This window comes from Bradyrhizobium sp. CCGUVB23, assembly GCF_024199885.1.
Classification (GTDB): domain Bacteria; phylum Pseudomonadota; class Alphaproteobacteria; order Rhizobiales; family Xanthobacteraceae; genus Bradyrhizobium.
In genome coordinates this window covers 9,262,696-9,286,671 of sequence record NZ_JANADQ010000001.1, presented here as the reverse complement: position 1 = coordinate 9,286,671, position 23,976 = coordinate 9,262,696, and the positions used below count along the sequence as shown (strand labels likewise).

The 23,976-nt window shown below is 64.1% G+C and carries 24 protein-coding genes; 16 read left to right on the top strand and 8 right to left on the bottom strand.

Annotated features, from left to right (window positions below):
- Nucleotides 1-53: 53 nt before the first annotated feature.
- The 6 genes from NLN62_RS43625 to NLN62_RS43600 form a co-directional block, all read right to left on the bottom strand.
- Nucleotides 54-734, bottom strand: coding sequence for a site-2 protease family protein (locus NLN62_RS43625; protein ID WP_254112817.1), 681 nt, complete (start codon nt 732-734; stop codon nt 54-56).
- A 54-nt stretch (nt 735-788) separates the two neighbouring features.
- The gene (locus NLN62_RS43620) at nt 789-1,184 is read right to left on the bottom strand and encodes a GFA family protein (protein ID WP_027523752.1); all 396 of its coding nucleotides are present in this window, start codon (nt 1,182-1,184) and stop codon (nt 789-791) included.
- 7 nt (nt 1,185-1,191) lie between these two features.
- A complete protein-coding gene (locus NLN62_RS43615; protein ID WP_254112815.1) occupies nt 1,192-1,938 on the bottom strand; it encodes an SDR family NAD(P)-dependent oxidoreductase in 747 nt (248 codons plus the stop codon).
- A 70-nt stretch (nt 1,939-2,008) separates the two neighbouring features.
- Nucleotides 2,009-2,740, bottom strand: a complete 732-nt coding sequence (locus tag NLN62_RS43610) for an SDR family oxidoreductase (RefSeq protein WP_254112814.1) — start codon at nt 2,738-2,740, stop codon at nt 2,009-2,011.
- A gap of 132 nt (nt 2,741-2,872) precedes the next feature.
- Entirely contained in the window at nt 2,873-4,702 is a 1,830-nt protein-coding gene (locus NLN62_RS43605; protein WP_254112812.1) for an IlvD/Edd family dehydratase, read from the bottom strand.
- Nucleotides 4,703-4,852: 150 nt separating this feature from the next.
- A complete protein-coding gene (locus tag NLN62_RS43600; RefSeq protein ID WP_051389786.1) occupies nt 4,853-5,929 on the bottom strand; it encodes a LacI family DNA-binding transcriptional regulator in 1,077 nt (358 codons plus the stop codon).
- A gap of 204 nt (nt 5,930-6,133) precedes the next feature.
- Here NLN62_RS43600 and NLN62_RS43595 point away from each other — a divergent pair, with 204 nt between their 5' ends.
- From NLN62_RS43595 to NLN62_RS43530, 14 genes are all read left to right on the top strand, one after another.
- Nucleotides 6,134-7,201, top strand: coding sequence for an ABC transporter ATP-binding protein (locus NLN62_RS43595; RefSeq protein ID WP_027523756.1), 1,068 nt, complete (start codon nt 6,134-6,136; stop codon nt 7,199-7,201).
- Nucleotides 7,202-7,245: 44 nt separating this feature from the next.
- Entirely contained in the window at nt 7,246-8,565 is a 1,320-nt protein-coding gene (locus tag NLN62_RS43590; RefSeq protein ID WP_254112810.1) for an ABC transporter substrate-binding protein, read from the top strand.
- Nucleotides 8,566-8,629: 64 nt separating this feature from the next.
- On the top strand, nt 8,630-9,586 hold the full coding sequence (locus tag NLN62_RS43585) for a carbohydrate ABC transporter permease (RefSeq protein ID WP_027523758.1): 957 nt from the start codon (nt 8,630-8,632) through the stop codon (nt 9,584-9,586).
- Nucleotides 9,579-10,505, top strand: coding sequence for a carbohydrate ABC transporter permease (locus NLN62_RS43580; protein ID WP_027523759.1), 927 nt, complete (start codon nt 9,579-9,581; stop codon nt 10,503-10,505). The genes NLN62_RS43585 and NLN62_RS43580 overlap by 8 nt, the downstream gene beginning before the upstream one ends.
- Before the next feature lie 67 nt (nt 10,506-10,572).
- The gene (denD, locus tag NLN62_RS43575) at nt 10,573-11,559 is read left to right on the top strand and encodes a D-erythronate dehydrogenase (RefSeq protein ID WP_254112808.1); all 987 of its coding nucleotides are present in this window, start codon (nt 10,573-10,575) and stop codon (nt 11,557-11,559) included.
- Between the two features lie 29 nt (nt 11,560-11,588).
- Nucleotides 11,589-12,566: a sugar kinase gene (locus NLN62_RS43570; RefSeq protein WP_027523761.1), complete on the top strand. Its 978-nt coding sequence runs from the start codon at nt 11,589-11,591 to the stop codon at nt 12,564-12,566.
- Nucleotides 12,567-12,579: 13 nt separating this feature from the next.
- On the top strand, nt 12,580-13,230 hold the full coding sequence (gene eda / locus NLN62_RS43565; RefSeq protein ID WP_254112806.1) for a bifunctional 4-hydroxy-2-oxoglutarate aldolase/2-dehydro-3-deoxy-phosphogluconate aldolase: 651 nt from the start codon (nt 12,580-12,582) through the stop codon (nt 13,228-13,230).
- A gap of 78 nt (nt 13,231-13,308) precedes the next feature.
- Nucleotides 13,309-14,478 (top strand): acetyl-CoA acetyltransferase, encoded by a 1,170-nt coding sequence (locus NLN62_RS43560; RefSeq protein WP_254112804.1) that lies wholly within the window; start codon nt 13,309-13,311, stop codon nt 14,476-14,478.
- Nucleotides 14,479-14,598: 120 nt separating this feature from the next.
- Nucleotides 14,599-14,799, top strand: a complete 201-nt coding sequence (locus tag NLN62_RS43555; protein ID WP_027523764.1) for a hypothetical protein — start codon at nt 14,599-14,601, stop codon at nt 14,797-14,799.
- Between the two features lie 129 nt (nt 14,800-14,928).
- Entirely contained in the window at nt 14,929-16,128 is a 1,200-nt protein-coding gene (locus NLN62_RS43550; protein WP_254112802.1) for a CaiB/BaiF CoA-transferase family protein, read from the top strand.
- A gap of 146 nt (nt 16,129-16,274) precedes the next feature.
- Entirely contained in the window at nt 16,275-17,411 is a 1,137-nt protein-coding gene (locus tag NLN62_RS43545; protein ID WP_254112799.1) for a thiolase family protein, read from the top strand.
- Nucleotides 17,408-17,764, top strand: coding sequence for a Zn-ribbon domain-containing OB-fold protein (locus tag NLN62_RS43540; protein WP_027523767.1), 357 nt, complete (start codon nt 17,408-17,410; stop codon nt 17,762-17,764). The genes NLN62_RS43545 and NLN62_RS43540 overlap by 4 nt, the downstream gene beginning before the upstream one ends.
- Nucleotides 17,765-18,250: 486 nt before the next feature.
- Nucleotides 18,251-18,778, top strand: coding sequence for a carboxymuconolactone decarboxylase family protein (locus NLN62_RS43535; RefSeq protein WP_254112798.1), 528 nt, complete (start codon nt 18,251-18,253; stop codon nt 18,776-18,778).
- 25 nt (nt 18,779-18,803) lie between these two features.
- The gene (locus NLN62_RS43530; RefSeq protein WP_027523769.1) at nt 18,804-19,106 is read left to right on the top strand and encodes a nucleoside triphosphate pyrophosphohydrolase family protein; all 303 of its coding nucleotides are present in this window, start codon (nt 18,804-18,806) and stop codon (nt 19,104-19,106) included.
- Between the two features lie 12 nt (nt 19,107-19,118).
- Here the strand turns inward: NLN62_RS43530 and glsA are convergent, their stop codons facing one another.
- A complete protein-coding gene (gene glsA / locus NLN62_RS43525) occupies nt 19,119-20,966 on the bottom strand; it encodes a glutaminase A (protein WP_254112796.1) in 1,848 nt (615 codons plus the stop codon).
- A 136-nt stretch (nt 20,967-21,102) separates the two neighbouring features.
- Nucleotides 21,103-21,378: an acetyl-CoA carboxylase biotin carboxyl carrier protein subunit gene (locus NLN62_RS43520; RefSeq protein ID WP_256576071.1), complete on the bottom strand. Its 276-nt coding sequence runs from the start codon at nt 21,376-21,378 to the stop codon at nt 21,103-21,105.
- Nucleotides 21,379-21,420: 42 nt separating this feature from the next.
- On the opposite strand from NLN62_RS43520, the gene NLN62_RS43515 reads away from it, so the two are divergent.
- Both NLN62_RS43515 and NLN62_RS43510 read left to right on the top strand, forming a co-directional pair.
- Complete coding sequence (locus NLN62_RS43515; RefSeq protein WP_254112794.1) at nt 21,421-22,395, top strand: IclR family transcriptional regulator; 975 nt, start codon at nt 21,421-21,423, stop codon at nt 22,393-22,395.
- Nucleotides 22,325-23,884, top strand: coding sequence for an acyl-CoA carboxylase subunit beta (locus NLN62_RS43510; protein WP_254112792.1), 1,560 nt, complete (start codon nt 22,325-22,327; stop codon nt 23,882-23,884). Before NLN62_RS43515 ends, NLN62_RS43510 begins: the two co-directional genes overlap by 71 nt.
- Nucleotides 23,885-23,976: the final 92 nt, after the last annotated feature.

Genomic DNA, 23,976 nt, shown 5'->3' with positions numbered 1-23,976 from the left:
TTGACCAAGTTGGCCTCGGGCCCTTCGGGTTCTCTGGGTTCGTCCTGGTTCAACTACGCGTTGCCGGTCAGGAAGAGAACGGCCTTAATCACATATCCGGTCAACGTTCCCAGTATTGCCGAGATAACATCAAGATTTAGACCGAACTGCGAACCCGCAAGGGGGAGCAGGATCAGGATGGCGATCAGGATCAGCATCCCGAACGGCTCGAGCCGGGCCAGCGGCAGAGCGAGCGGCCGCGGGAGGAGCCCGACCGCAACCCGGCCGCCGTCCAGCGGCGGTATCGGCATCATGTTGAAGACGGCCAGCACCGCATTGATCAGAAGCGAATTCCTGAGGTTGTCGAAGATCCATTGCGCCGAACCTGCCGGCGCGAAAGGCAGGGCGTGGAGTGCCAGGCCCGCCAGCAGCGCGAGCAGGATGTTGGTCGCGGGGCCGGCCAGCGCCACCCAGACCATGTCGAGCTTCGGGTTGTTGAGATTGCGAAAGTTCACCGGTACCGGCTTGGCATAGCCGAACAGGAACGGCGAATGCGCAAACAGCAGCATCGCCGGCAGGATCAGGGTGCCGAACGGATCGATATGCCGGAGCGGGTTGAAGCTGACCCGGCCGAGCTTCCAGGCGGTATCGTCGCCAAGACGGTGCGCCACGAAGCCATGCGCGGCCTCGTGGAAGGTGATGGCGATCACCAGCGGCAGCACCCAGACGGAGAGGTCGTAGAGGGAGATGTTCACGCGCGCCGCCTTGGTTCATGCATCCGGCGCACGCTAGCATGGATTCGGTGACCTTCAGGCTACCGGGATCGTTCCCTCGTACTGCGTCAGGCCGTCGTCGATGCAGACCCAGCCCATCTTCTCCGACACCCAGATGTGTTCGGTCGGGGCAAAGGCATTGCGATCGTCGAAAGTGGCCAGCGCGACACCGGTCGCAGTGCCGTTGGTGCGGCGGGAGAACAGCCGCGTGCCGCAGGACTTGCAGAACACGCGCTCGATGGCCGGAGATGTCGGATAGAACGCGGTCTCGCCCTCGACTGTCAGCGCGCGCGGCTCGAACAGCGCGCGGGCATAGAACGGCGAGCCCATCGCCTTCTGGCAGAGGCGGCAATGGCAGACGCGGACGTTAAGCGGCTCGCCCTCCGTCTTGAAGCGAACCGCGCCGCACAGGCATCCGCCTTCTCTGGTCATGACGCCCTCAATAGGTGGCGCGCCCGCCGGAGATATCGAACACCGCACCGGTCGAAAACCCGCAGTCTTCCGATGCGAGCCAGGCGACCATCGCGGCGAGTTCCTCCACCAGCACGAAGCGGCCCTTCGGGATCTTCGACAGCATGAAATCGATGTGCTGCTGCGTCAGCTGTTCAAAGATCGCGGTCTTCGCGGCCGCCGGCGTCACGGCGTTCACCAGGATGTCGTGCGCGGCAAGCTCCTTGCCGAGTGACTTCGTCAGCGCGATCAGGCCGGCCTTGGAGGCCGAGTAGTGCGCCGCGTTCGGATTGCCTTCCTTGCCTGCGATGGATGCGATGTTCACGATCCGCCCGTATTTCTGCTTGAGCATCGTCGGCACGATCGCCTTGCAGCAGATGAAGGGGCCGTCGAGGTTGATGCGCAGCACCTTGCGCCATTCCTCGAGGTCGGTCTCCCAGACCGTCTTGTTGATGCCGGCGATGCCGGCATTGTTGACGAGGATATCGATCCTGCCGAAGGCGGCGAGGGTCGCATCATGGGCCTGCTCGACTGCGGCCGTGTCGGCGACGTCGACCTTGAAGACGCGAATGTCGCCGCCGATTTCCTTGGCTGTCTTCTCGGCTAGACCTGAGTCGAAATCCCAGATCGCGACCTTGGCGCCGGAGGCGACGAAGCGTTCGGCGATGGCGCGGCCAAAGCCCTGCGCACCGCCGGTGACGATCGCGCAGCGGCCGTTGAGGTCGATCTTGTTCATGCAAAACTCCTTCCTCGCACCCTCATGGTGAGGAGCGCGCCCTTGGCGCGCGCCCCGGGATGAGGATTAGTCAGAGCATGAAGCCGCCGTCGACGACGAGATCGACGCCGGTGGTGAATGCGCTTTCGTCACTGCCAAGATAGACCGCCATGGCCGCGATTTCCTCTGCGGTGCCGAGCCGGCCCATCTTCTGGCGGGCGATGAACATCTCTTTGCCCTGTGGGCCAACGGCGGCGGCGCGGTCGAGCATCGAGGGCGTCTCGACGGTGCCGGGGCAGATACTGTTGCAGCGGATGCCTTGCGTGATGAAGTCGAGCGCAACCGCGCGCGTGAGCAACGACACCGCCGCCTTGGACGCGCTGTAGACGTAACGGTTGGCCGGCGGCCTCAGCGCTGCGCACGACGAGATGTTGACGATGCTGCCGCCACCACCCGCTATCATCGCCGGCAGAAACGCCTTGACGGTCCGGTGCATGGATTTGACGTTGAGGTCGAACGAGAAGTCCCAGTCTTCTTCCGAACAGTCCAAAATGGTGCCGTTGTGCACGAAACCCGCCGCATTGAGCAGGATGTCGATCTTGCCGGTGCGCTTGGCGAAGGCGTTGACGTCGGCGGTATTGCGAACGTCGAGCTTTCCCGTCTCGGCGACGCCGTCCTTGCCCAGAGTGGCGATGCCACCTTCATTGATGTCGGTGGCGATGACGGTTGCGCCTTCACGCGCGAATGCGATTGCGCATGCGCGCCCGATGCCGGCCGCCGCGGCGGTGACAACGGCGCGCTTTCCCTTGAGGCGGTCTGCCATTTTCTTGTTCTCCTCACCTTGAAACTGTCTATTTCATCGTCATTGCGGGCGAAGCGAAGCAATCCAGAATCTCACCTCGGAGACAGTCTGGACCGCTTCGTCGCTTCGCTCCTCGCAATGACGACGTGGCTGCTAGTGGTTGTCCCGCGCCACGCCAAACGTGCCGGCGACGTTCTGGTAGCGCGTGGCGAGCTCCATGCAGGCGCCGGTCGACTGCTGGCCGACGGTGTTGCGATAGATCTCCTGCCAGGGCGTCTGGTTCGGCGGATGCTTGAAGCCGCCACTGGCCTTCAGCTCGACGTGGCGCTTCTTCACCTCATCATCCGAAATCAGGATATTGGCGCTGCCCTTGTTGAGGTCGATACGCACCTTGTCGCCGGTCCTCAGGATCGCAAGCCCGCCGTCGGCGGCCGCTTCCGGCGAGGCGTTGAGGATCGAGGGCGAGCCCGAGGTGCCGGACTGCCGGCCGTCGCCGATGCAGGGGAGGGCGAGGATGCCGCGTTTGATCAGCGCCGCCGGCGGTTGCATGTTCACGACCTCCGCGCCGCCGGGATAGCCGATCGGTCCGGCGCCGCGGATGAACAGCACGCAACGCTCGTCGATGTCGAGCGAGGGATCGTCGATCCGCTCGTGATAGTCCTCCGGCCCCTCGAACACGACCGCACGTCCCTCGAACGCGTTCAGGTCTTTCGGATTGCTGAGGTAGCGGTCGCGAAACTCCTTGGAGATCACGCTGGTCTTCATGATCGCGGAATCGAAGAGGTTGCCGCGCAGAACCAGGAAGCCGGCGTCCTGCACCATCGGCTTGTCGTAAGCCCAGATCACGTCCTGGTCGGGCTTGGGCGCATTTGCGCAGTTCTCGCCGATGCCGCGGCCGTTGACGGTGAGTGCGTCCTCGTGGATGCGCTTGTGCTTCATCAGCTCGCGCACCACGGTGGGCACGCCGCCGGAGCGGTGAAACTCCTCGCCGAGATAGAAGCCGGCCGGCTGCAGGTTGACCAGCAGCGGCACGTCGTGGCCGTGCTTCTGCCAGTCGTCGATCGTGAGCTCGACGCCGATGTGGCGCGCGAGCGCGTTGATGTGGATCGGTGCATTGGTCGAGCCGCCGATCGCCGAATTCACCACGATGCAGTTCTCGAACGCCTTGCGGGTCAGGAAGTCCGAGGGTTTCAGATCCTCCCAGACCATCTCGACGATGCGCTTGCCCGTCTGGTAGGCGATCTGGCCGCGCTCGCGATAGGGCGCGGGAATCGCCGCGCAGCCCGGCAGCGAGAAACCGAGGGCTTCCGCGAGCGAATTCATGGTCGAGGCCGTGCCCATGGTGTTGCAATGGCCGACCGACGGTGCGGACGAGGCCACGATCTCCATGAACTCCTCGTAGTCGATCTCGCCGGCGGCGAGCCGCTCGCGGGACTTCCAGACGATGGTGCCGGAGCCGGTGCGCTCGCCGTCATGCCAGCCGTTCAGCATCGGGCCGCCCGACAGCACGATCGCCGGCAGGTTGACGGTCGCCGCCGCCATCATGCAGGCCGGCGTCGTCTTGTCGCAGCCGGTGGTCAGAACCACGCCGTCCAGGGGATAGCCGAACAGCACCTCGACGAGACCGAGATAGGCGAGGTTGCGGTCGAGCGCCGCGGTCGGCCGCTTGCCGGTTTCCTGGATCGGATGGGTCGGAAACTCCAGCGCGATGCCGCCAGCCATGCGGATGCCCTCGCGGACGCGGTGCGCGAGCTCGATGTGGTGGCGGTTGCAGGGGGAGAGGTCGTTGCCGGTCTGGGCGATGCCGATGATCGGCTTGCCGGACTGGAGTTCCTCGCGGGTGAGACCGAAATTCAGGTAGCGCTCCATGTAGAGCGCGGTCATGCCGGGGTTATGCGGGTTGTCGAACCATTCCTGGGAGCGAAGGCGCCGGCGGCTGCCATCGGTTGTGGGCGCGTGCCCGTTGGTTGGTTTCTTTGTCATTGGTATCTCCTAGAATGCGAACGCACAGGCGTTGGTCTGTCGTGTCGGCTTGTGCGATGCCCAACAGCGCAAGCCTGCATTGCGCAGCTCGCCTGATGGCGGTCGTTTCCTCACAAGTGCGATACTAGTCATGGGTCCTTGGTAACGCTATCATTTTGTTCGCCCTGCCGCCATGCCGGAAAGCGCCGGCTGGCTGTCGGCGCGCTGCGCCAGCGAGCTTTGCCGCTCGATCACCTTGAAGCCGAGATCGAGCACCGGCTGTTCCGGGCGGCGGCCTTCGATCGCCTCGATCAGCATCGTGGCTGCGGCCCGGCCCATCTCGTAGCGGTTGGTGCGCACGCTGGTGAGCGTAGGGACCGCGCTCGCCATGAATTCGAGGTCGTTGAAGCCGACGATGGCGATCTGATCGGGGACAATGATGTCCCGGCGCCGGCATTCGAAGAGTACGCCGAGGGCAAGGTCGTCGTTGGCGCAAAACACCGCGTCGATATTCGGCTCCCGCCCGAGCAGGTCGGCAAACAGCGTTCCCCCCAGCGTCACCGAGGTCGGTGTGGCCGTCGTGACCAGGAGGTGCTGGTCGAATAGGCCGGCGTCCTTCATCGCCGAGACATAGCCATCCAGCCGCCGCTGCACCCGCGGGTCCATCCGCGCCCCGACGAAGCCGATCCGGCGACAGCCCTGCGCGAACAGGTGCGCGATCGCCGCGCGCGCCGCCTCATAGTGCGAAAAGCCGATCATCATGTCGACCGGGGCGGGCCCAAGCTCCATGATCTGCACGATCGGGCAATCGGCCGCCTCCAGCATCGCGCGCGATTCGGCCGTCTGGTCGATGCCGGTGACGATCAGCCCTGCCGGCTTCTGCGCCAGGAACAGGCGGAGAAGTCTTTCCTCCTGGAGGATGCTGTAGCGCGTGTTGGAGAGCTGGATCGAGTAGCGGCCGCCTTCGGAGGCATCATAGATGCCGCGCAGCACGTCGGAGAACACGTTGTTGGTGAGGGAAGGGATCAGGACGGCGATCACTTCCGTGCGCTGCGAGGCCAATGCACGTGCCGCGAGATTCGGCACGTAGCCGAGCTCGCGTGCGGCGCTCTCGACTCGCGCCCGCTTGGCGACCGACAGCGCCTCGGGATTCCTGAAAAAGCGGGACGCAGTGATAGGGCTCACTCCGGCGAGCTCGGCGACCTCCGCAAGTCGGATCTTGCCCGATTTGGTGCGTTTTCGTCCCATTTGTTGCTCATAGCACAGCCCTCCCTGCAAACAAAGGAACGTTGACAGCGCTACCAGCTAAGACTAACCAAAGACAAATTGCCAAAACCGCGCAAACTGCGGACAATGCTGCCTGTACGATGGGGCCTCGTTGGGTGGAGCCTCAGAAGAAAAGGCGGTAGCGGTGCTCGATGGGCGCTGCGGACCAGTGAGGAGGGAGCTTAGATGTCGTCTGTGCACATCCGCGACGTGCGGAAATCGTTCGGCAATTTTGAAGTCCTGCACGGCGTGACGATTCCTATCGAGGACGGCCAGTTCGTCGTTCTCGTTGGCCCCTCCGGCTGCGGCAAGTCGACGCTGCTGCGCATGCTTGCAGGGCTCGAGAACATCACCTCAGGCACGATCTCGATCGGCGAGCGCGTCGTCAACAATGTCCAGCCCAAGGAGCGGGACATTGCGATGGTGTTCCAGAACTACGCGCTCTATCCGCACATGACCGTCGCCGACAACATGGGCTTCTCGCTCAAGCTGCGCAGCGCGGGCTCTGATGAGATCAACAAGCGAGTCAAGCGCGCCGCCGAGATCCTCGCGCTCACGCCGTTGCTCGATCGCTATCCGCGCCAGCTCTCCGGCGGCCAGCGCCAGCGCGTTGCCATGGGCCGCGCCATCGTGCGCGATCCGCAGGTGTTCCTGTTCGACGAGCCCTTGTCGAACCTCGATGCCAAGCTGCGCGTCGCGATGCGCACCGAGATCAAGGAGCTGCACCAGCGGCTCAAGACCACGACCGTCTACGTCACCCACGACCAGATCGAGGCCATGACCATGGCCGACAAGATCGTCGTCATGCACGACGGCATCGTCGAGCAGATGGGCACGCCGCTCGAGCTCTACGACAAGCCCGAAAATCAGTTCGTCGCGGGCTTCATCGGCTCGCCGGCGATGAACTTCCTGAAAGGCCATGTGCGCTCGAACGGGGTGGCGACCTTCGAGGGACCGAACGGCGTCAAGCTGCCGCTCAAGACCGCGCCCACCGCGTCCGACGGGCAGCCCGCGGTCTATGGCGTGCGGCCCGAGCATTTCACGATCGCCGACGACGGGGCGGAAGCCGAGATCGTCGTGGTCGAGCCGACGGGTTCGGAGACGCAGGTGTTCGCAAAGCTCGGCGGCGAGCAGGTGGTCGCCGTGTTCCGCGAGCGGCACCAGTTCAATCCTGGCGACAAGGTCCGGCTGAAGCCGGATCCGTCGCTGGTTCATCTGTTCGACGAGGGGACAGGAAAACGGCTGAACGCGTAAGGCAGGCTTCAACAAACTAAAAAAAGTTTCATTGGGAGGACGACATGCAAGACTTTACCCGCCGGGCATTGCTTCAAGGCGGAACGGCGCTGGCTGCAACCGGCGCATTGACTGGGCCTGCACTGTTCGAATTCGCGAAAGCCTGGGCGGCGGACTCGCCGTGGAAGGCCGAGCCGGGTGCCAAGCTGACCGTGATGCGCTGGAAGCGCTTCGTGCCGGCGGAAGACGATGCATTCAACGCGATCGTCGCGGCGTTCAAGGCGGCGACGGGCACCGAAATGAACGTGTTCAGCGAATCCTTCGAAGACGTGCAGCCGAAGGCGTCCGTTGCCGCCAACACCGGCTCCGGTCTTGACATCGCCTGGGGCCTCCACACGCTGCCGCAGCTCTTTCCCACCAAAGTGCTGAAGATGAACGACGTCGCCGACTACCTCGGCAAGAAATACGGCGGCTGGACGGATGCGGCGGCCAAGACCTGCAAGCTTGGCGACGACTGGCTGGGCATTCCGGTTACGACCAATGGCGGCTATATGACGTACCGTAAGTCGGCGACCGACAAGGCGGGCTTCAAGGAGTTTCCGAAGGACTTCCCAAGCTTCCTTGAAATGTGCAAAGCGCTCAAGGCGAACAACACGCCGGCCGGCTTTGCGCTCGGACACGCCAGCGGTGACGCCAATGCCTGGCTGCACTGGATCCTCTGGGGGCATGGAGCCTACACGGTCGACCAGAGCGACAAGATCATCATCAATTCGCCGGAGACAATGAAGGCGCTGGAGTACTGCAAGGCGCTCTATGAAACTTTCATTCCCGGGACCCCGTCCTGGAACGACTCCTCCAACAACAAGGCGTACCTGGCCGGCGAGCTCTATTGCACCCTCAACGGCATTTCGATCTACGTCGCCGCCAAGACCGATCCGTCCAAGAAGGACATCGCCGAAGACACCTATCACGCGCTGCACCCGATCGGTCCCGTCGGGAAGCCGTCTGAGTTGCAGCTTGTATTTCCGATTCTCGCCTTCAACTTCACAAAATATCCGAATGCGGCAAAGGCGTTCATCGCGTTCATGATGGAGAAGGAGCAGTACGAGAAGTGGATGGACGGTGCGCAGGGGTATCTGACGCAGACCCTGAACGCCTATGAGTCTGCGCCTGTGTGGACGGCGGATCCCAAGAATGCGGTGTTCGCCCAGGCATCCAAGCGCACGCTGCCGGCGTCCGGCATCGGTACGGTGGGCGAGAAGGCCGCAACCGCAATCGCCGACTTCATCGTCGTTGACATGTTTGCCAACTATTGCACCGGCACGAAGGACGCAAAGGGTGCAATTGCGGAAGCAGAACGGCAATTGAAGCGCATCTATCGCTGATGATCTCGACGCGGGCGGCTATCTGGCCGCCCGCTCATTCGCACACTGATCAAGGATATCGGGCATGGCTGATGTCGTAGTTGCTTCCCAAGCCAAGCCTCAGTTTCGAGAGGCCAGCGCCTGGGACCAGCTTAAGTACAACCGCAACTGGCTCGGCTTCTGGTTCATGCTGCCGGCCATGGCCTTCCTGATCTTCTTCCTGGCCTATCCGCTGGGGCTCGGCATCTGGCTGTCCTTCACCGACACCCGCATCGGCCGGGTCGGCCAGTTCATCGGCATCGAGAATTATCAATGGCTGTGGGACGACGCCATCTTCTGGCTGTCGGTGTTCAACACGCTGCTCTACACCATCGTCGCCAGCGCCCTCAAATTCGCGATCGGGCTCTATCTCGCGCTGCTCTTGAACGAGAACATGCCGTTCAAGGCGATGCTGCGCGCGATGGTCCTGATCCCCTTCATCGTGCCGACGGTGCTCTCGGCGCTGGCGTTCTGGTGGATCTTCGATTCCCAGTTCTCGATCATCTCGTGGTCGCTGAAGCATCTCGGCCTGATCAGCCAGAACATCAATTTCCTCGGCGATACGACTTGGGCACGCATTTGCGTGATCTTCGCCAATATCTGGCGCGGCGTGCCGTTCGTGGCGATCACGCTGCTCGCCGGCCTGCAGACGGTGTCGCCCTCGCTCTATGAAGCTGCAACGCTGGATGGCGCCACGCGCTGGCAGAATTTCCGGTACATCACCTATCCGCTGCTGACGCCGATCATCGCGGTCGTGATGACCTTCTCGGTGCTGTTCACCTTCACCGACTTCCAGCTGATCTGGGCGATGACCCGCGGCGGCCCGGTCAATGCCACTCATCTGATGGCGACGCTGTCCTATCAGCGCGCGATCATCGCCGGGCAGCTCGGCGAAGGCGCGGCGATATCGAGTGCAATGATTCCGTTCCTGCTCGCAGCGATCATGGTCTCATGGTTCGGGCTGCAGCGTCGCAAGTGGCAGCAGGGAGAGAGCAATGACTGACCTGCCCACCAGATCCATCGATCTCAAAAATGTGCTGTCGGGCTCGGCGCCAACGGCCGATCACAGCGAGGGCATGAGCTATCTGCAGTCGGTGCCGCGGCGGATCGTGACGCTGTATCTGCCGCTCACGATCATCGTCGTGGTCTTGCTGTTTCCGTTCTACTGGATGGCGCTGACCTCGGTGAAACCGGACGAGCAGTTGCTCGATCTCGACAGGTACAATCCGTTCTGGACCTGGAATCCGACTTTCAAGCATTTCCACAAGCTTCTGTTCGAGAGCTACTATCCGCACTGGCTCTGGAACACGATGTATGTGGCGATCTGCGCCACGGTGCTCTCGATCATTGCATCGGTGCTGGCGGCCTATGCCATCGTGCGCTTGCGCTACAAGGGGGCCAATCTCGTCGGCGGCCTGATTTTCCTCGCTTACCTCGTGCCGCCGTCGATCCTGTTCATCCCGCTCGCCACCGTCGTGTTCCAGTACGGCCTGTTCGACTCGCCGATGGCGCTGATCCTGACCTATCCGACCATCCTGATCCCATTCTCGACCTGGCTGTTGATGGGCTATTTCAAGACCATCCCGTTCGAGCTCGAGGAGTGCGCGCTGATCGATGGGGCGAGCCGTTGGCAGATCCTGATCAAGATCGTGCTGCCGCTGGCAATCCCCGGCCTGATCTCGGCCTTCATCTTCTGCTTCACGCTGTGCTGGAACGAGTTCATCTACGCGCTGACCTTCCTGCAATCGACCAGCAACAAGACGGTGCCGGTCGCGATCGTCAACGAGTTCGTGGATGGCGACATCTACCGCTGGGGCTCGCTGATGGCGGGGGCGCTGGCGGGATCGCTGCCGCTGGTTATCCTTTACGCCTTCTTCGTGGAGCATTATGTGTCGGCGATGACCGGCGCTGTGAAGGAATGATTGCGGGCCCGCGTCACGAGCGCTTCCCGAACGGGCGCGCTCAAGACCAATAAGAAGGAGTAGGCTCTTGCACATTCTGGTTCTCGGCGCTGCCGGCATGGTCGGCCGCAAATTGTGCGAACGGCTGCTGCGCGACGGCCGGCTCGGCAAGAGCGACATCACCAAGCTGACCATGCATGACGTGGTCGAGCCGAAGAAGCCCGAGAAGGCCGGCTTTGCCGTCGAGACGGTGTCCGGCGATTTTGCCGTTCCCGGAGCCGCCGAGAAGCTGATCGCGGGGCGCCCCGACGTGATCTTCCATCTGGCCGCCATCGTCTCCGGCGAGGCCGAGCTCGATTTCGACAAGGGCTATCGCATCAATCTCGACGGCACGCGGATGCTGCTCGACGCCATCCGCCTCACTGGCGGTGGCTACAAGCCGCGCGTGGTCTTTACCTCGTCGATTGCGGTGTTCGGCGCCCCGTTCCCTGATGCGATCGGCGACGAGTTCTTCCACACGCCGCTGCTCAGCTACGGCACCCAGAAGGCGATCGGTGAACTGCTGCTCGCCGACTATTCCCGCCGCGGCTTCCTCGACGGCATCGGCATCCGCCTGCCGACCATCTGCATCCGGCCCGGCCTGCCCAACAAAGCGGCATCCGGCTTCTTCTCCAACATTTTGCGCGAGCCGCTGGCCGGCAAGGAAGCGATCCTGCCGGTCTCCGAGGACGTCCGCCACTGGCACGCGACGCCGCGCTCCGCGGTCGGCTTCCTGCTCCATGCCGGCACGATGGATCTCGCGGCGGTCGGCCCGCGCCGCAATCTCACCATGCCCGGCCTGTCGGCGACCGTCGGTGAGCAGATCGCGGCCTTGAAGCGGGTCGCGGGCGAGAAGGTCGCCGCGCGTATCAAGCGGGAGCCGGATCCCTTCATTGTGGGCATTGTCAGCGGCTGGCCGCGCAATTTCGATGCACGGCGCTCGCGCGAGCTCGGCTTCACCACCGCCGAGAAGAGCTTCGATGATATCATCCGCATTCACATCGAAGACGAGCTCGGCGGCAATTTCGTCGCCTGACGCAACCGGTGAACAGTGTGGATCGAGTCATGGCGAGCGTTGCTTGCATCGGTGAATGCATGGTCGAACTCCGGCAGGCCCAAGGAGGCGGGCAGTCCGGCGGCCAGGGGCCGGGCGGCGGCCTCTACTCGCGCGGCTTCGGCGGCGATACGCTCAACACGGCTGTCTATCTCGCGCGGCTCGAGGTCAAGGTCGACTATTTCACCGCACTCGGCGACGATGCCTTGAGCGAGGAGATGGTGGCGGCCTGGACTGCCGAGGGCGTCGGCACCAGGCGCGTGGTGCGTCTGCCGGGCAAGCTGCCCGGACTCTACATGATCCAGCTTGATGCCAAGGGCGAGCGCCAGTTCTTTCACTGGCGCGAGAGCGCGGCTGCGCGCCGGCTGATGGACCTGCCGGAGACCGACGAGATCCTCAACTCCCTGATGAGCTACGACATCGTCTATCTCTCCGCGATCACGCTCTCGATCTACGATCAGGCCGGGCGCGAGCGCCTGTTCGCGGCGATCAAGCGTGCGCGCCTGCTCGGCACCCGCTTCGTGTTCGACACCAACTTTCGCGCCCGCGCCTGGCCCGATCGCGACGTCGCCCGCGCGGTGTTTGCCGCGGCCTTCGAGGCGGCCGACATCGTGCTCACCTCGACCGAGGATCTGCTCGCGCTGTACCCCGGCGAAAGCCACGCTGATTTGATGGCGCGCATCCCCACGCCCGAGCTGGTGTTCCGTCTCGCCGAGCCGGTCAGCCTGTTGCGCTTTCCGGGCGGAACCAGCGAGGTGCGTGCCGAGCCGCTGACCAAGCCGGTGGTCGATACCACCGCGGCCGGTGACAGCTTTGCCGCGGCCTATATCGCGGCCCGGCTTGCCGGCTCCGATCCGGTCGAGGCCGCACAGGCCGGCCATCGCCTCGCGAGCCTCGTGATCTGCTATCCTGGTGCCATCATTCCGGCGTATGCCATGCCGCCGAAGAAGCGGCACCGGCCGGTAACCTCACGCCAAGCGACAAAGTGAAGATCGAAACGATATGACCACGACTATCAAACAGGAAAAGCTCGCCGCGCTGTTCAAGGCCGCGACCGTCATCCCGGTCCTCACCATCGAGCGTCTCGAGGATGCCGTGCCGCTGGCGCGTGCCCTCGTTGCCGGTGGCGTCAAGACACTGGAGGTGACGCTGCGCACCTCCGTTGCGATCGAGGCGGCGAAAGCGATGATATCGGAGGTGCCGGATGCGATCGTCGGAATCGGCACCATCCTCAACCCGGCCGACCTCGCGCGCGCCGAGAAACTCGGTGTCAAGTTCGGCATCAGCCCGGGTGGCACGCCCGATCTCTTGAGGGCCGCCGCCGACAGCGCCTTGCCCTTTGCCCCGGGCATTGCGACCGCATCCGAGCTGATGCAGGCCTTGGCATTCGGCTTCGATCTGGCAAAGTTCTTCCCGGCGGAGCAGGCCGGCGGCATCAAGGGCCTGCGGGCCCTGGGCGGTCCGTTCCCCAATGTGCGCTTTTGCCCTACCGGCGGCGTCGGCGAGGCCAATGCGGCGACCTGGCTCGCCGAGCCGAACGTGCTGGCGGTCGGCGGTTCCTGGCTCTGCCCGGCGGCGGAGATCAAAGCCGGGAACTGGGCCGGCATAACTGCCATCTGCCAGCGCACCCTGAAAGGCCTCAAAGCCGCGTGAAGTTTTGGTGAACTCTTGGGCCCGATGGGCTAAGAATCGGCCCAAGGGGAGATGAGGGAAGACCTGAGGAGAGTGACCATGACCGCCAGCATCGTCGGATGGGCGCATACACCGTTCGGCAAGTTCGACACGGAGACGGTCGAAAGCCTCGTCACGCGCGTCGCCAATGAGGCGCTTGCGGATGCCGGCATCTCCGCCAGCGATGTCGACGAGATCGTGCTCGGTCATTTCAACGCCGGCTTCTCGCCGCAGGATTTTACCGCCTCGCTGGTGCTACAGGCCGATCCCCATCTGCGCTTCAAGCCGGCGACCCGCGTCGAGAACGCCTGCGCCACCGGCTCGGCCGCCGTGCACCAGGGCCTGCGCGCGATCGCGGCCGGTGCTGCCAAAATCGTGCTGGTCGTCGGCGTCGAGCAGATGACGCGCACGCCGGGTCCGGAGATCGGCAAGAACCTGCTCAAGGCCTCGTACCTGCCGGAAGACGGCGACACCGTTGGCGGTTTCGCCGGCGTGTTCGGCAAGATCGCCAGCGCCTATTTCCAGAAATACGGCGACCAGTCCGACGCGCTGGCGCTGATCGCGGCCAAGAACCACAAGAACGGCGTCGCCAACCCCTTTGCCCAGATGCGCAAGGATTTTGGCTTCGAGTTCTGCCGCTCCGAGAGCGAGAAGAATCCTTACGTCGCTGGTCCCCTGAAGCGCACCGACTGCTCGCTCGTCTCCGACGGCGCCGCGGCACTGGTGCTGGCCGACGCCGAGACAGCGAAGGGCATGGGCAAGTCGATCGGCTTCCGCGCCACCGCGCACGCCCAGGACTTTTTGCCGATGAGCAAGCGCGACATCCTTCAGTTCGAGGGCTGCACCGTCGCCTGGCAGCGCGCGCTGGAGAAGGCCGGCGTGTCGCTCGCCGACCTCTCCTTCGTCGAGACCCACGACTGCTTCACGGTTGCCGAACTGATCGAATATGAAGCGATGGGCCTGACGCCGAAGGGGCAGGGCGCCCGCGCCATCAAGGAAGGCTGGACGCTGAAGGACGGCAAGCTGCCGGTCAATCCGTCGGGCGGGTTGAAGTCGAAGGGCCATCCGATCGGCGCCACCGGCGTCTCCATGCACGTGATGACCGCAATGCAGCTTGCAGGCCAGGCGCCCGAGGGCATGCAGATCAAGAACGCCAGGCTCGGCGGCATCTTCAACATGGGCGGCGCGGCGGTCGCCAACTACGTTTCCGTCCTGGAGCCGTTGAAGTAACCCGTAAGGGTGGGCAAGACCGCGAATGCGCCATGCCCGTCCTTCCTTGCGCTATGTCAAGGTGGGCACGTTTCGGTTCGCTCACCCTCCTGCTCTTGATTGATTTCCGGGGAATGCATCATGAGCAATGATAGCTCGCTGTCACTAGACGAACTCAACGATCGCATCGCGATCCTCGAGGGCAATATCAGGCAGCTCATCGAGCAGGCCGCCGCTGCGTCCGGCGAGCAGAGCGAGGCGCGTATCGCCGATCGCATCAACCAGCAGAACGACGAGCTCGACCGGCTGCTCAAGATCCGCGAAGCCCGCCAGAAGAAATAAGCGGCGCGCCGTGCTCGCACGCGGCGCATGCGGCCATACGCCGGCCGCCCTTGCTTGAGCCTCGCCGCTTCAGTTAGCTGGCCGAAATCGCGGGCCGCATCTTTGGCCCCGCGCAATCGGGAGTGAACGATGGGGCCGCTAAAGGGCATCAAGGTCATCGACATGACGACTGTGCTGATGGGACCGTATGCGACCCAGATGCTCGGTGACTACGGTGCCGACGTCGTCAAGGTGGAGTCGCTCGAAGGAGACGTCACCCGCCTGATCGGCCCGATGCGTCATGCTGGCATGGGCCCGGTATTCCTCAACACCAATCGCAGCAAGCGCTCGATCTGCCTCGACCTGAAGAAGCCGGCCGGCCGCGACGCCGTGCTGCGGCTGATCAGGGACGCCGACGTCCTCGTCTACAACGTGCGGCCGCAGGCCATGGCGCGCCTTCAGCTCGGCTATGACGTGGTCTCCGCGATCAACCCGCGCCTCGTCTATGCGGGCGTATTCGGCTTCGGCCAGGACGGGCCCTATGCCGCAAAGCCCGCCTATGACGACTTGATCCAGGGCGCAACCGCGCTGCCCGCGCTGATTGCGCAGACCGGCGACGGCGTGCCGCGCTACGTGCCGAACGCGCTGGTCGATCGCATCGTCGGCCTCACCGCGGTCGGTGCGATCTGCGCCAGCCTCGTGCATCGCGACCGCACCGGGCGCGGTCAGCGCGTCGACATCCCGATGTTCGAGACCATGGCCGGCTTCGTCATGGGTGATCACATGGGCGGGCTCACCTTCGAGCCGCCGCTCGACAAGGGCGGCTACGCGCGGCATCTGTCGCGCGACCGCAGGCCCTACAAGACTGCGGACGGCTATCTCAGCGTGATCGTCTACAACGACAAGCAGTGGCAGAATTTTTTCGAGGCGACCGGCCGCGACGATCTGCGCGCCGACAAGAGGTTTGCGACCTTTGCCGGCCGCGCTGCGAACATCGATTTCGTCTATGCCGAGCTCGCGCGCATCTTCGAGACGCGCACGACCGCCGAATGGATCGAGCTTTTGACCGGGGCCGATGTGCCGGTCATGCCGATGCACGATCTGCAAACGATTCTGCACGATCCGCATCTGGAGGCGACCGACTTCTTTCCGGTCGTCCACCATCCGACCGAAGGCCCGATCCGCAGCATGAAGGTCACCGCGACGTGGTCTGACACCGACGCCGAACCTTCACGGCTCGCGCCGCGCCTCAACGAGCACGGCGCGGAGATTTTGAAGGAGATCGGCTATTCCGCCGACGAGATCGCGGCCCTGATACGTGACGGCGTGACCCGTTCGCCGCCCGAATAGGGAGGAGGAGATGACGGCTCTCTCATCTGTCATTCCGGGCGATGCGACAGCATCGAACTATGGTGCGCACTTGCGCACCTGAGAATCTCGAGATTCCGGGTTCGGTCTTACGGACCGCCCCGGAATGACGATGGGGAGGTGGTAACATGAGCTTCATCACCGGCGTCGGGCTCACGCCCTACGGCAAGCATGAAGGCTCATCCTCGCTCGACCTGATGAGCCGCGCGGCCCAGCTTGCGCTCGACGATGCCGGGATGACGCGCGCGGAGCTCGACGGCGTCCTCTGCGGCTATTCGACGGTGTCGCCGCACATCATGCTGGCGACCGTCTTCGCCGAGCATTTCGGCATCCGCCCAAGCTACGCCCACGCCGTGCAGGTCGGCGGCGCGACGGGCCTCGCGATGACCATGCTCGCCCATCATCTGGTCGAGGCCGGGGTGGTGCGGCACGTGCTCGTTGTCGCCGGTGAGAATCGCCTCACCGGGCAAAGCCGCGATGCCTCGATCCAGGCGCTGGCGCAGGTCGGCCATCCCGATTACGAGGTGCCGCTCGGCCCGACCATCCCCGCCTATTACGGCCTCGTTGCCTCCCGCTACATGCATGAGTACGGCGTGACGGAGGAGGACCTCGCGGAATTCGCCGTGCTGATGCGCGCGCACGCCTGCACCCATCCCGGCGCGCAATTCCACGAGCCGATCACGGTCGCGGACGTGATGGCGTCCAAGCCCGTGGCGCTGCCGCTAAAACTGCTCGACTGTTGCCCGGTGTCCGACGGCGGCGCCGCCTTCGTGATCAGCCGCGAGCGGACCGGCGAGGCCGGCGTGCGGATCCGCGGCTGCGCGCAGGCGCATACCCATCAGCATGTCACCGCAGCTCCGGCGCTCAGCGAGCTTGGCGCCGAGATTTCGATCGCGCGCGCGAAGCAGGCTTCTGGTCTTGCGATCTCCGATGTGCGCTATGCCGCGGTCTATGACAGCTTCACCATCACGCTCGCGATGCTGCTTGAAGACCTCGGCCTTGCCGGACGCGGCGAGGCCGCCGCGCGCGTGCGGTCCGGATATTTCAGCCACGACGGACGCATGCCGCTCAACACACATGGCGGACTCCTCAGCTACGGACATTGCGGCGTCGGCGGCGCGATGGCGCATCTGGTCGAAACGCAGCTCCAGATGACCGGACGCGCAGGCGATCGTCAGGTCCGCGACGCCTCGATCGCGCTGCTGCATGGCGACGGCGGCGTGTTGTCCTCCCATGTCAGCATGTTCCTGGAGCGGGTGCGATGAGCGCGCGAATCGCGGACTGGACCAAGGGCGAGGCGGCGATCGTCTATCAATGCTGCAGATCGTGCGGCGGCGTGCAGTACTTCCACCGCGACTTCTGCGCAGCCTGTGGCGCGCCAGATCCGCGGGAGCATCGCGCGAGCGGCAAGGGCAGGGTCTACGCCACTTCGCTGGTTTGCCGCGCGGCCACGCCCGAGACGCGCGCACATGTGCCCTACAACATCCTGCTCGTCGATTGCGCCGAGGGCTTTCGCATGATGGCGCACGGTGAGAAGAATCTCGCGATCGGCGACGAGGTCACCGCGCAGTTCGTGTCGTTTGCCGGAAGGTTCGTGCCGTTTTTCGGCAAGGTCTAATTAATGGTTTTCGTCATTCGGGGGCGGTCAAACGGACCGAACCTGGAACGGAATTCTGGGTCTGGTTACCGGGCCGCGCGCTTTGCGCGGTCCCGTACGCACCACCCCGGAATGACGAAATCTCTTTTTAGCGCCCGTAGAACAATATGCTGGCGATGACCAGCATCGCCGTCACCGCCAGCATATGCGCGAACGCTTCCGAGGCCGCCCTCCTGGTGGCTTCCTTCATGCCGTTTACTCCCTAGACCTGGGCGTGACTCATCGCTGCGCGCGCTGCGCAAGCGACGGTCCCATTTTTTTACTCGGAACACCCCACTTCGAGTATTCGCTGCGATTTGTCCCCACGCGGCGAATATCGACGGTTGCAAGGTCGTTCAGCATTACGGCGGCAATTTGACTCGATGTTGTTGCTCTTGCGTCGGTGCAAGAATAGTCTCGAGAAACCGTCCGTAAAAGCCGCAACAAGAGCAATACTCAAGGTGACTGATGGCCCGTATCGACTACGCCGATCCTTCCAAGGCGTCCGAGCGCACCCGCGACATACTCGCCAAGAATCGCAACGCCAACATCTTCCGCATGATGTCGCATTCGTCTGACTATTTCGTGCAGTACTGCCGGCTGGGCGGCGCGATCAGGAGCCGGGGCGAGCTTGACCCGATCGTGCGGGAGCTTGCGATCACGCGGACCGGGATTCTCTGCGAGGCGCCTTACGAGATCATCGCGCACAAGCGCATCGGCAAGAATGTCGGCGTCACCGACGAGCAGAACGAGGCGCTTGCGAACTGGCAGGCGGCGACGTGCTTTACCGAGACGCAGCGCGCGGCGCTCGCGTTCACTGATGAGATCGTCAAGCTGAACAAGCCGACGGACGCGACCTTCAAGGCGATCGCCGCAAAACTCACGCCGGGCGCGCTGGTCGAGTTGCAGCTTGCGGTCGGCTTCTACATCATGACGTCGAAGTTTCTTGAGACATTCGAGATCGACCTCCAACCGGTGACGGAGGTGGTAGGCTGATCCGAAAAAACGGCGAGGAATGCCGATGACGATCGATGAGTATGCAGCCTGGGCCGCGACGATTGCGAAAGTCGATGAGCACCCGACTAATGAGCGGTTGTCCTATCTCGGGCTTGGCCTCGCCGGCGAAGCCGGCGAGGTCGCGGAGCACATCAAGTTGCTGTTGCGCGATAGCTGGCTCGACGAGGCGGGGCTCGTCGATGAGCTCGGCGATGTCATCTATTACTGGGCCTGCCTGTGCGCGGCGACCGGCCAGAAGCCATCCGAATTGCTCCAGGCAAGCGCAGCCAAGATCAACAGGCGCCTGCGCGAGGCGGCGAGCCGCTGAACCGCAGCTTGCTCAGGTCGAGGTGAGAATATCCACCTTGGCGTTGGCGACGATCAGCCGGTCGGCGAGGAGCTGCGCCAGGTTACGCATGATGCGCTCGCTGGCGTGCGGATGCTGCTGACGAAAACGCTCGAAATCCTTCAGCGGCACCTCGAAGGCGGTCGCTGCCATGTCGGCCAATACGTCCGCGGAGCGGGTCGATTCCAGCAGCGCCATTTCGCCGAATGCCATGCCGGCCGTCAGCGTCGCCAGGCGAACGCCGTCGGGCAGCGTGACGTGCACCGCGCCGCTGCGCAGGAAGAACAGGGAATCGGCGGGATCGCCGGCCGCGACGATTTTTTGGCCGGTCTGGTAGGTGCGGATCGTGCAGAGCGAGCCGAGGTCGGTCAGCTCTTCCTCGCTCAAGCCCGCAAGCAGCGGCTGCTCGACGAGCTCCGTGGTCTCGTGAAAATCGATCGCGCCGCCATAGCGGTAGACGATCTGGTCTTCCGCCCATTCGATCGCGGTGTCGAGCAGGTAGAAGTCGCGAACGTTCTTCAGCTTCGCCGTCCATTCGCGAAGCGCGTTCCACTCCCGCGAGGCGCGCTGGACGCCGGACAGGACCACGGTGACGCTCAGTGCGGCGAGCTCCTCAAAAGCTTCAGCGACGAGGCGCGCGCCGGCGCGTGTGGTCGAGGTGACCCGGTGCAGGTCGAAGATCACGAGTTGCGGCCGTGGCCGCGCGGCAAGTTGCCGCGAGATGTAGTCGACGGCCGAGAGCGACAGGGTGCCGACGAGCTCGATGACGCGAACCTCGTCCTCGTGGGCTGCGAGGATCTCGCGCTCGCCGAGGCGGCGGACGCGGCGCGAAGGGCTCTGGCCGATGTGATAGTCCGCGATGATCGCGTTGCGCGCGTCGTCGCTGCGGTTGAGCATGTGCAGGTCGTAATGCGAGGACAGCGCCTCGCAGACCTTGATGCCGCGCACGCTGTTGCCGTGCTTGTCGAGGTTTGGCGAATAGCTGCCGAGCCCGAGCCGGGCGGGTAGGGCAGCGAGAATGCCGCCACCGACGCCGCTCTTGGCGGGGATGCCGATCCGGTAGATCCATTCGCCGGCATAGTCGTACATGCCCGACGACGTCATCACCGATAGCGTCCGCGAGATCGCGTAAGGCGTCATCACCTGCTCGCCGGTGACCGGGTTGACGCCGCGGTTGGCAAGGGTTGCCGCCATCACCGCGATGTCGCGCGCGGTGACTAGCACGGCGCATTGCCGGAAATAGACGTCGAGTACGGCCGCGACATTATCCGCGATCACCGCATTGGTTTTCAGGAGATAGGCGATGGCACGGTTGCGGTCGCCGGTCTGGCTTTCGGAGGTGTAGACGGCCTCGTCCACGTCCAGCTCGCGCCCGGCGAAGCGACCGAGTGCCTTGCGAATCTCCTCGAACGCCGCCTCGCCCTTGCACTCCTGGATCAGCCCAGTGCAGGCGATCGCGCCGGCATTGACCATCGGGTTGAACGGATGGTTTTCCGCATTGAGCCGGATCGAGTTGAAGGGATCGCCCGAGGGCTCGACGCCAATCGCGCTTTCGACCCGCGCCGCGCCCAGCACGTCCAGCGCCAACGCGAACACAAACGGCTTTGACATCGACTGGATGGTGAAGGGCACCCGGCTGTCGCCCACTTCATAGACATGGCCGTCCAGCGTCGCGAGACTGATGCCGAAATAGGCAGGGTCGGCCTTGCTGAGCTCGGGGATGTAGTCGGCCACCGTGCCGGAGTTTTCGGCACCGAATTCGGCGTGGCAAGTGTCGAGGAACCGCAGTAAAGGCGGCTTCGATTGTGTCCAGGCGCTGGCAGGCGATGATAGCGGTGTCATGTCCTCCTTGTGCAACGCCATCAGGACGCGCGCAACCCGCCCGGAATGGGCTGCCCACGCAACGCTAGCGACTCAACGAAAGATTTCATCGTTCGGGCCGGGTAAGCCTGCGACCGTCGCGGTGCTGATTGCATTGTCAGCTCGCGATGATCGCGATCGCCTGGCCTTCGGCGACGACGTCGTCCAGCTTGACGAGGAGCGATGTGATCGTGCCTGCCGCAGGCGAGGGCACCGGAATTTCCATTTTCATGGCCTCGACGAATGCAACGTCGTCGCCATCCGCGACGCTTTTTCCAACTTCAACGGGAATCGCGCAGATGCGTCCTGCGACTTCCGTGACGATCTTAATTTCTGGCATGCCAATCGCCTTTTTGTTGTCGTCGCAAGATGCCTGAGGTAGCGTGTCCTTCAAGCGGAATTTAATTCCGCAGAGCGAAACATAGTGGTAGGGAACATGGGACGACGTTCGGAGCGGTTGAGTAGGCAAGGCATGCTCGCTGGCGAGGCTGGCGAAAGTGATGTCATCCAGGTGGTATCGCGCGCATTCGATGTGTTGCGATGCTTCGAGGGCCACGAGGCGCGGCTCGGCAATCTCGAAATCTCCAATCGCTGCGGCCTGCCGCGCTCGACGGTGTCGCGGCTCACGCACACGCTGACGCGCATGGGGCAGCTGGTGTATCTGCCGCGCGATCAGAAATACCGGATCGGGCCGAGCGCGGTCGCGATGGGCGCCTCGATGATGAAGGGCGCGCAGCTGCGCAACCTCATCCACCTGCGGCTCGAGGATGTCGCCGAGCAATTGCCGGGGACGGTGGGCTTCGTCATCCCCGATCGGTTCCATCTCGTCTATCTCGAGTTTGCCCGCTCGGCGAGCGCGCTCGGCTTGCATGAAGGAACCGGCAGCCGGATCGCGATGGCCTCGACTGCCGCGGGTGCCGCTTATACGGCGGCGCTACAGCCGGAGATCGGGGATGCCCTGATCGCGGAGATGGAGCGGGAGGCGCCGGAGGCGGCGCGGCTTCTGAAGCCGCGCATCGAGGCCAATCGCCAGTTCCTGCGTGAGCACGGCTATGTCGTGGCCTGCGGCCTGTGGAGCCCGCACATCAACGGCGTCGCGGTGCCGATGTGGTCGCCGCAATACCAGACTGTCGTGGTGGTCACGATCGGCCTCCTGGCAGCCATGTATGACGAAGAACGATTGCACAGCGAAGTCGCGCCGCTGATGGTGAAACTCGGCAAGGCGGTCGGCGACCTGCTCGAAGGCGCCGAGGGCGACTTCCTCAACAATCGTCTCGAGCGCAAGCCGATCGCGATGGCCGTGCGAAATAACAACAAGCCTATCGCGCCGGAGGGACTGAATGAACTGGAAGCCGGAACTCGACGAGCTCGCCCGGCGCGAAGCCTTCGCGCGGGAGATGGGCGGCGTTGACAAGGTCAAGCGACAGCATGACCAGGGCCGACTGACTGTTCGGGAGCGTATCGACGGGCTGATCGACAAAGGCAGCTTTCACGAGATCGGTGCCGTCTCCGGCATCGGTGAATACGACGTGCATGGCGAGCTCAAGCATGTGTCGCCGGCCAACTGCGTGTTCGGCCGCGCCAGGGTCGACGGCCGCACGGTGGTAGTGGTTGGCGACGATTTCACAGTGCGCGGCGGCTCGGCAGATGCGTCGATCTCCGCCAAGCCGCTGATGGCGGAGGAGATGGCGCACGATTTCCGCCTGCCCATCATCCGCATCATCGAGGGCTCCGGCGGCGGCGGCTCGGTCAAGACGATCGAGACCAAGGGCGCGGCGAACCTGCCGGGTGGCATCGGCGGCACGCGCTGGTATCGCTTCACGACGGAGAATCTCGCGCGCGTGCCTGTCGTGGCGCTGGGGCTCGGTTCGGTCGCGGGCCTCGGCGCTGCGCGGCTTGCCGCCAGCCACTACTCCATCATGACCAAGGCGTCCGCGATGTTCGTCGCGGGACCGCCGGTCGTGAAGCGCCTCGGGCAGGATCTGTCCAAGCAGGATCTCGGCGGCGCCGATATCCAGACCCGCGCCGGCGCGGTCGATCATGCCGTCGAGACCGAGGCGGAGGCGTTCGCCTGCGCGCGGCGCTTTCTGTCCTATCTGCCGTCATCGGTCTACGAATTGCCGCCGACGCTGCCCTGTCATGACGACCCGGAACGCATTGACGAGGGCTTGACGAAGGCCGTGCCACGCAACCGCCGGCAGGTCTACAAGATGCGCCCCATCATCGAGTCCGTCGTCGACAAGGGCTCGTTCTTCGAGGTCGCCGGCAATTTCGGCAAGCCGGTCATCGTTGGCCTCGCGCGGCTCGAGGGCAGGGCTGTAATGCTGCTTGCCAGCGATCCCTTCCACTATGGCGGCTCGTGGACCGCCGACGCCTGCCAGAAGGTGGTGCGCTGGGTCGACTTCGCCGAAACCTTCCATCTGCCGGTCGTCTATCTCATGGATTGCCCGGGCTTCATGATCGGGCTGGACGCGGAGAAGGCCGCCACGATCCGCCACGGCGTGCGCGCCATGGCCGCGGTCAACCAGACCACGGTGCCCTGGTGCACGGTGATCCTGCGCAACGCGTTTGGCGTTGCCGGCGTCGTACATCAGCCGGCCGATCGCTTCTCGATCCGCTACGCCTGGCCGTCGGCCTATTGGGGCTCGCTGCCGCTCGAAGGCGGCATCGAGGCGGCCTATCGCGCCGACATCGATGCGGCGGAGGATAAGGCGGCGAAGCTGAAGGAGATCGAGGATCGCCTCAACAAGCTGCGCTCGCCGTTCCGCTCGGCCGAAAAGTTCTGGGTCGAAGAGATCATCGATCCCCGCAAAACGCGGTCCCTGCTGTGCGAGTTTGCGAGGCTGGCCGAGCCGCTCAGGACGCCGGGGCCGCCGGCGAATATGACGATCAGGCCGTAGCTTCGTCGCTCATCGCGAAGCGACGCGCGGACTACCGGCAGTTTTCGCGTCGAGCCATGGCGCTCGTGCTCACGTCTCCGTTTCGACTGGAG

What these genes read in the sequence shown, in the direction of transcription:
- NLN62_RS43620 (WP_027523752.1), bottom strand. Translation starts at nt 1,184, where the DNA reads ATGACCAGAGAAGGCGGATGCCTGTGCGGCGCGGTTCGCTTCAAGACG.
- NLN62_RS43615 (WP_254112815.1), bottom strand. Translation starts at nt 1,938, where the DNA reads ATGAACAAGATCGACCTCAACGGCCGCTGCGCGATCGTCACCGGCGGT.
- NLN62_RS43610 (WP_254112814.1), bottom strand. Translation starts at nt 2,740, where the DNA reads ATGGCAGACCGCCTCAAGGGAAAGCGCGCCGTTGTCACCGCCGCGGCG.
- NLN62_RS43605 (WP_254112812.1), bottom strand. Translation starts at nt 4,702, where the DNA reads ATGACAAAGAAACCAACCAACGGGCACGCGCCCACAACCGATGGCAGC.
- NLN62_RS43600 (WP_051389786.1), bottom strand. Translation starts at nt 5,929, where the DNA reads ATGGGACGAAAACGCACCAAATCGGGCAAGATCCGACTTGCGGAGGTC.
- NLN62_RS43595 (WP_027523756.1), top strand. Translation starts at nt 6,134, where the DNA reads ATGTCGTCTGTGCACATCCGCGACGTGCGGAAATCGTTCGGCAATTTT.
- NLN62_RS43590 (WP_254112810.1), top strand. Translation starts at nt 7,246, where the DNA reads ATGCAAGACTTTACCCGCCGGGCATTGCTTCAAGGCGGAACGGCGCTG.
- NLN62_RS43585 (WP_027523758.1), top strand. Translation starts at nt 8,630, where the DNA reads ATGGCTGATGTCGTAGTTGCTTCCCAAGCCAAGCCTCAGTTTCGAGAG.
- NLN62_RS43580 (WP_027523759.1), top strand. Translation starts at nt 9,579, where the DNA reads ATGACTGACCTGCCCACCAGATCCATCGATCTCAAAAATGTGCTGTCG.
- NLN62_RS43570 (WP_027523761.1), top strand. Translation starts at nt 11,589, where the DNA reads ATGGCGAGCGTTGCTTGCATCGGTGAATGCATGGTCGAACTCCGGCAG.
- eda (WP_254112806.1), top strand. Translation starts at nt 12,580, where the DNA reads ATGACCACGACTATCAAACAGGAAAAGCTCGCCGCGCTGTTCAAGGCC.
- NLN62_RS43560 (WP_254112804.1), top strand. Translation starts at nt 13,309, where the DNA reads ATGACCGCCAGCATCGTCGGATGGGCGCATACACCGTTCGGCAAGTTC.
- NLN62_RS43555 (WP_027523764.1), top strand. Translation starts at nt 14,599, where the DNA reads ATGAGCAATGATAGCTCGCTGTCACTAGACGAACTCAACGATCGCATC.
- NLN62_RS43550 (WP_254112802.1), top strand. Translation starts at nt 14,929, where the DNA reads ATGGGGCCGCTAAAGGGCATCAAGGTCATCGACATGACGACTGTGCTG.
- NLN62_RS43545 (WP_254112799.1), top strand. Translation starts at nt 16,275, where the DNA reads ATGAGCTTCATCACCGGCGTCGGGCTCACGCCCTACGGCAAGCATGAA.
- NLN62_RS43540 (WP_027523767.1), top strand. Translation starts at nt 17,408, where the DNA reads ATGAGCGCGCGAATCGCGGACTGGACCAAGGGCGAGGCGGCGATCGTC.
- NLN62_RS43535 (WP_254112798.1), top strand. Translation starts at nt 18,251, where the DNA reads ATGGCCCGTATCGACTACGCCGATCCTTCCAAGGCGTCCGAGCGCACC.
- NLN62_RS43530 (WP_027523769.1), top strand. Translation starts at nt 18,804, where the DNA reads ATGACGATCGATGAGTATGCAGCCTGGGCCGCGACGATTGCGAAAGTC.
- glsA (WP_254112796.1), bottom strand. Translation starts at nt 20,966, where the DNA reads ATGACACCGCTATCATCGCCTGCCAGCGCCTGGACACAATCGAAGCCG.
- NLN62_RS43515 (WP_254112794.1), top strand. Translation starts at nt 21,421, where the DNA reads ATGGGACGACGTTCGGAGCGGTTGAGTAGGCAAGGCATGCTCGCTGGC.
- NLN62_RS43510 (WP_254112792.1), top strand. Translation starts at nt 22,325, where the DNA reads ATGAACTGGAAGCCGGAACTCGACGAGCTCGCCCGGCGCGAAGCCTTC.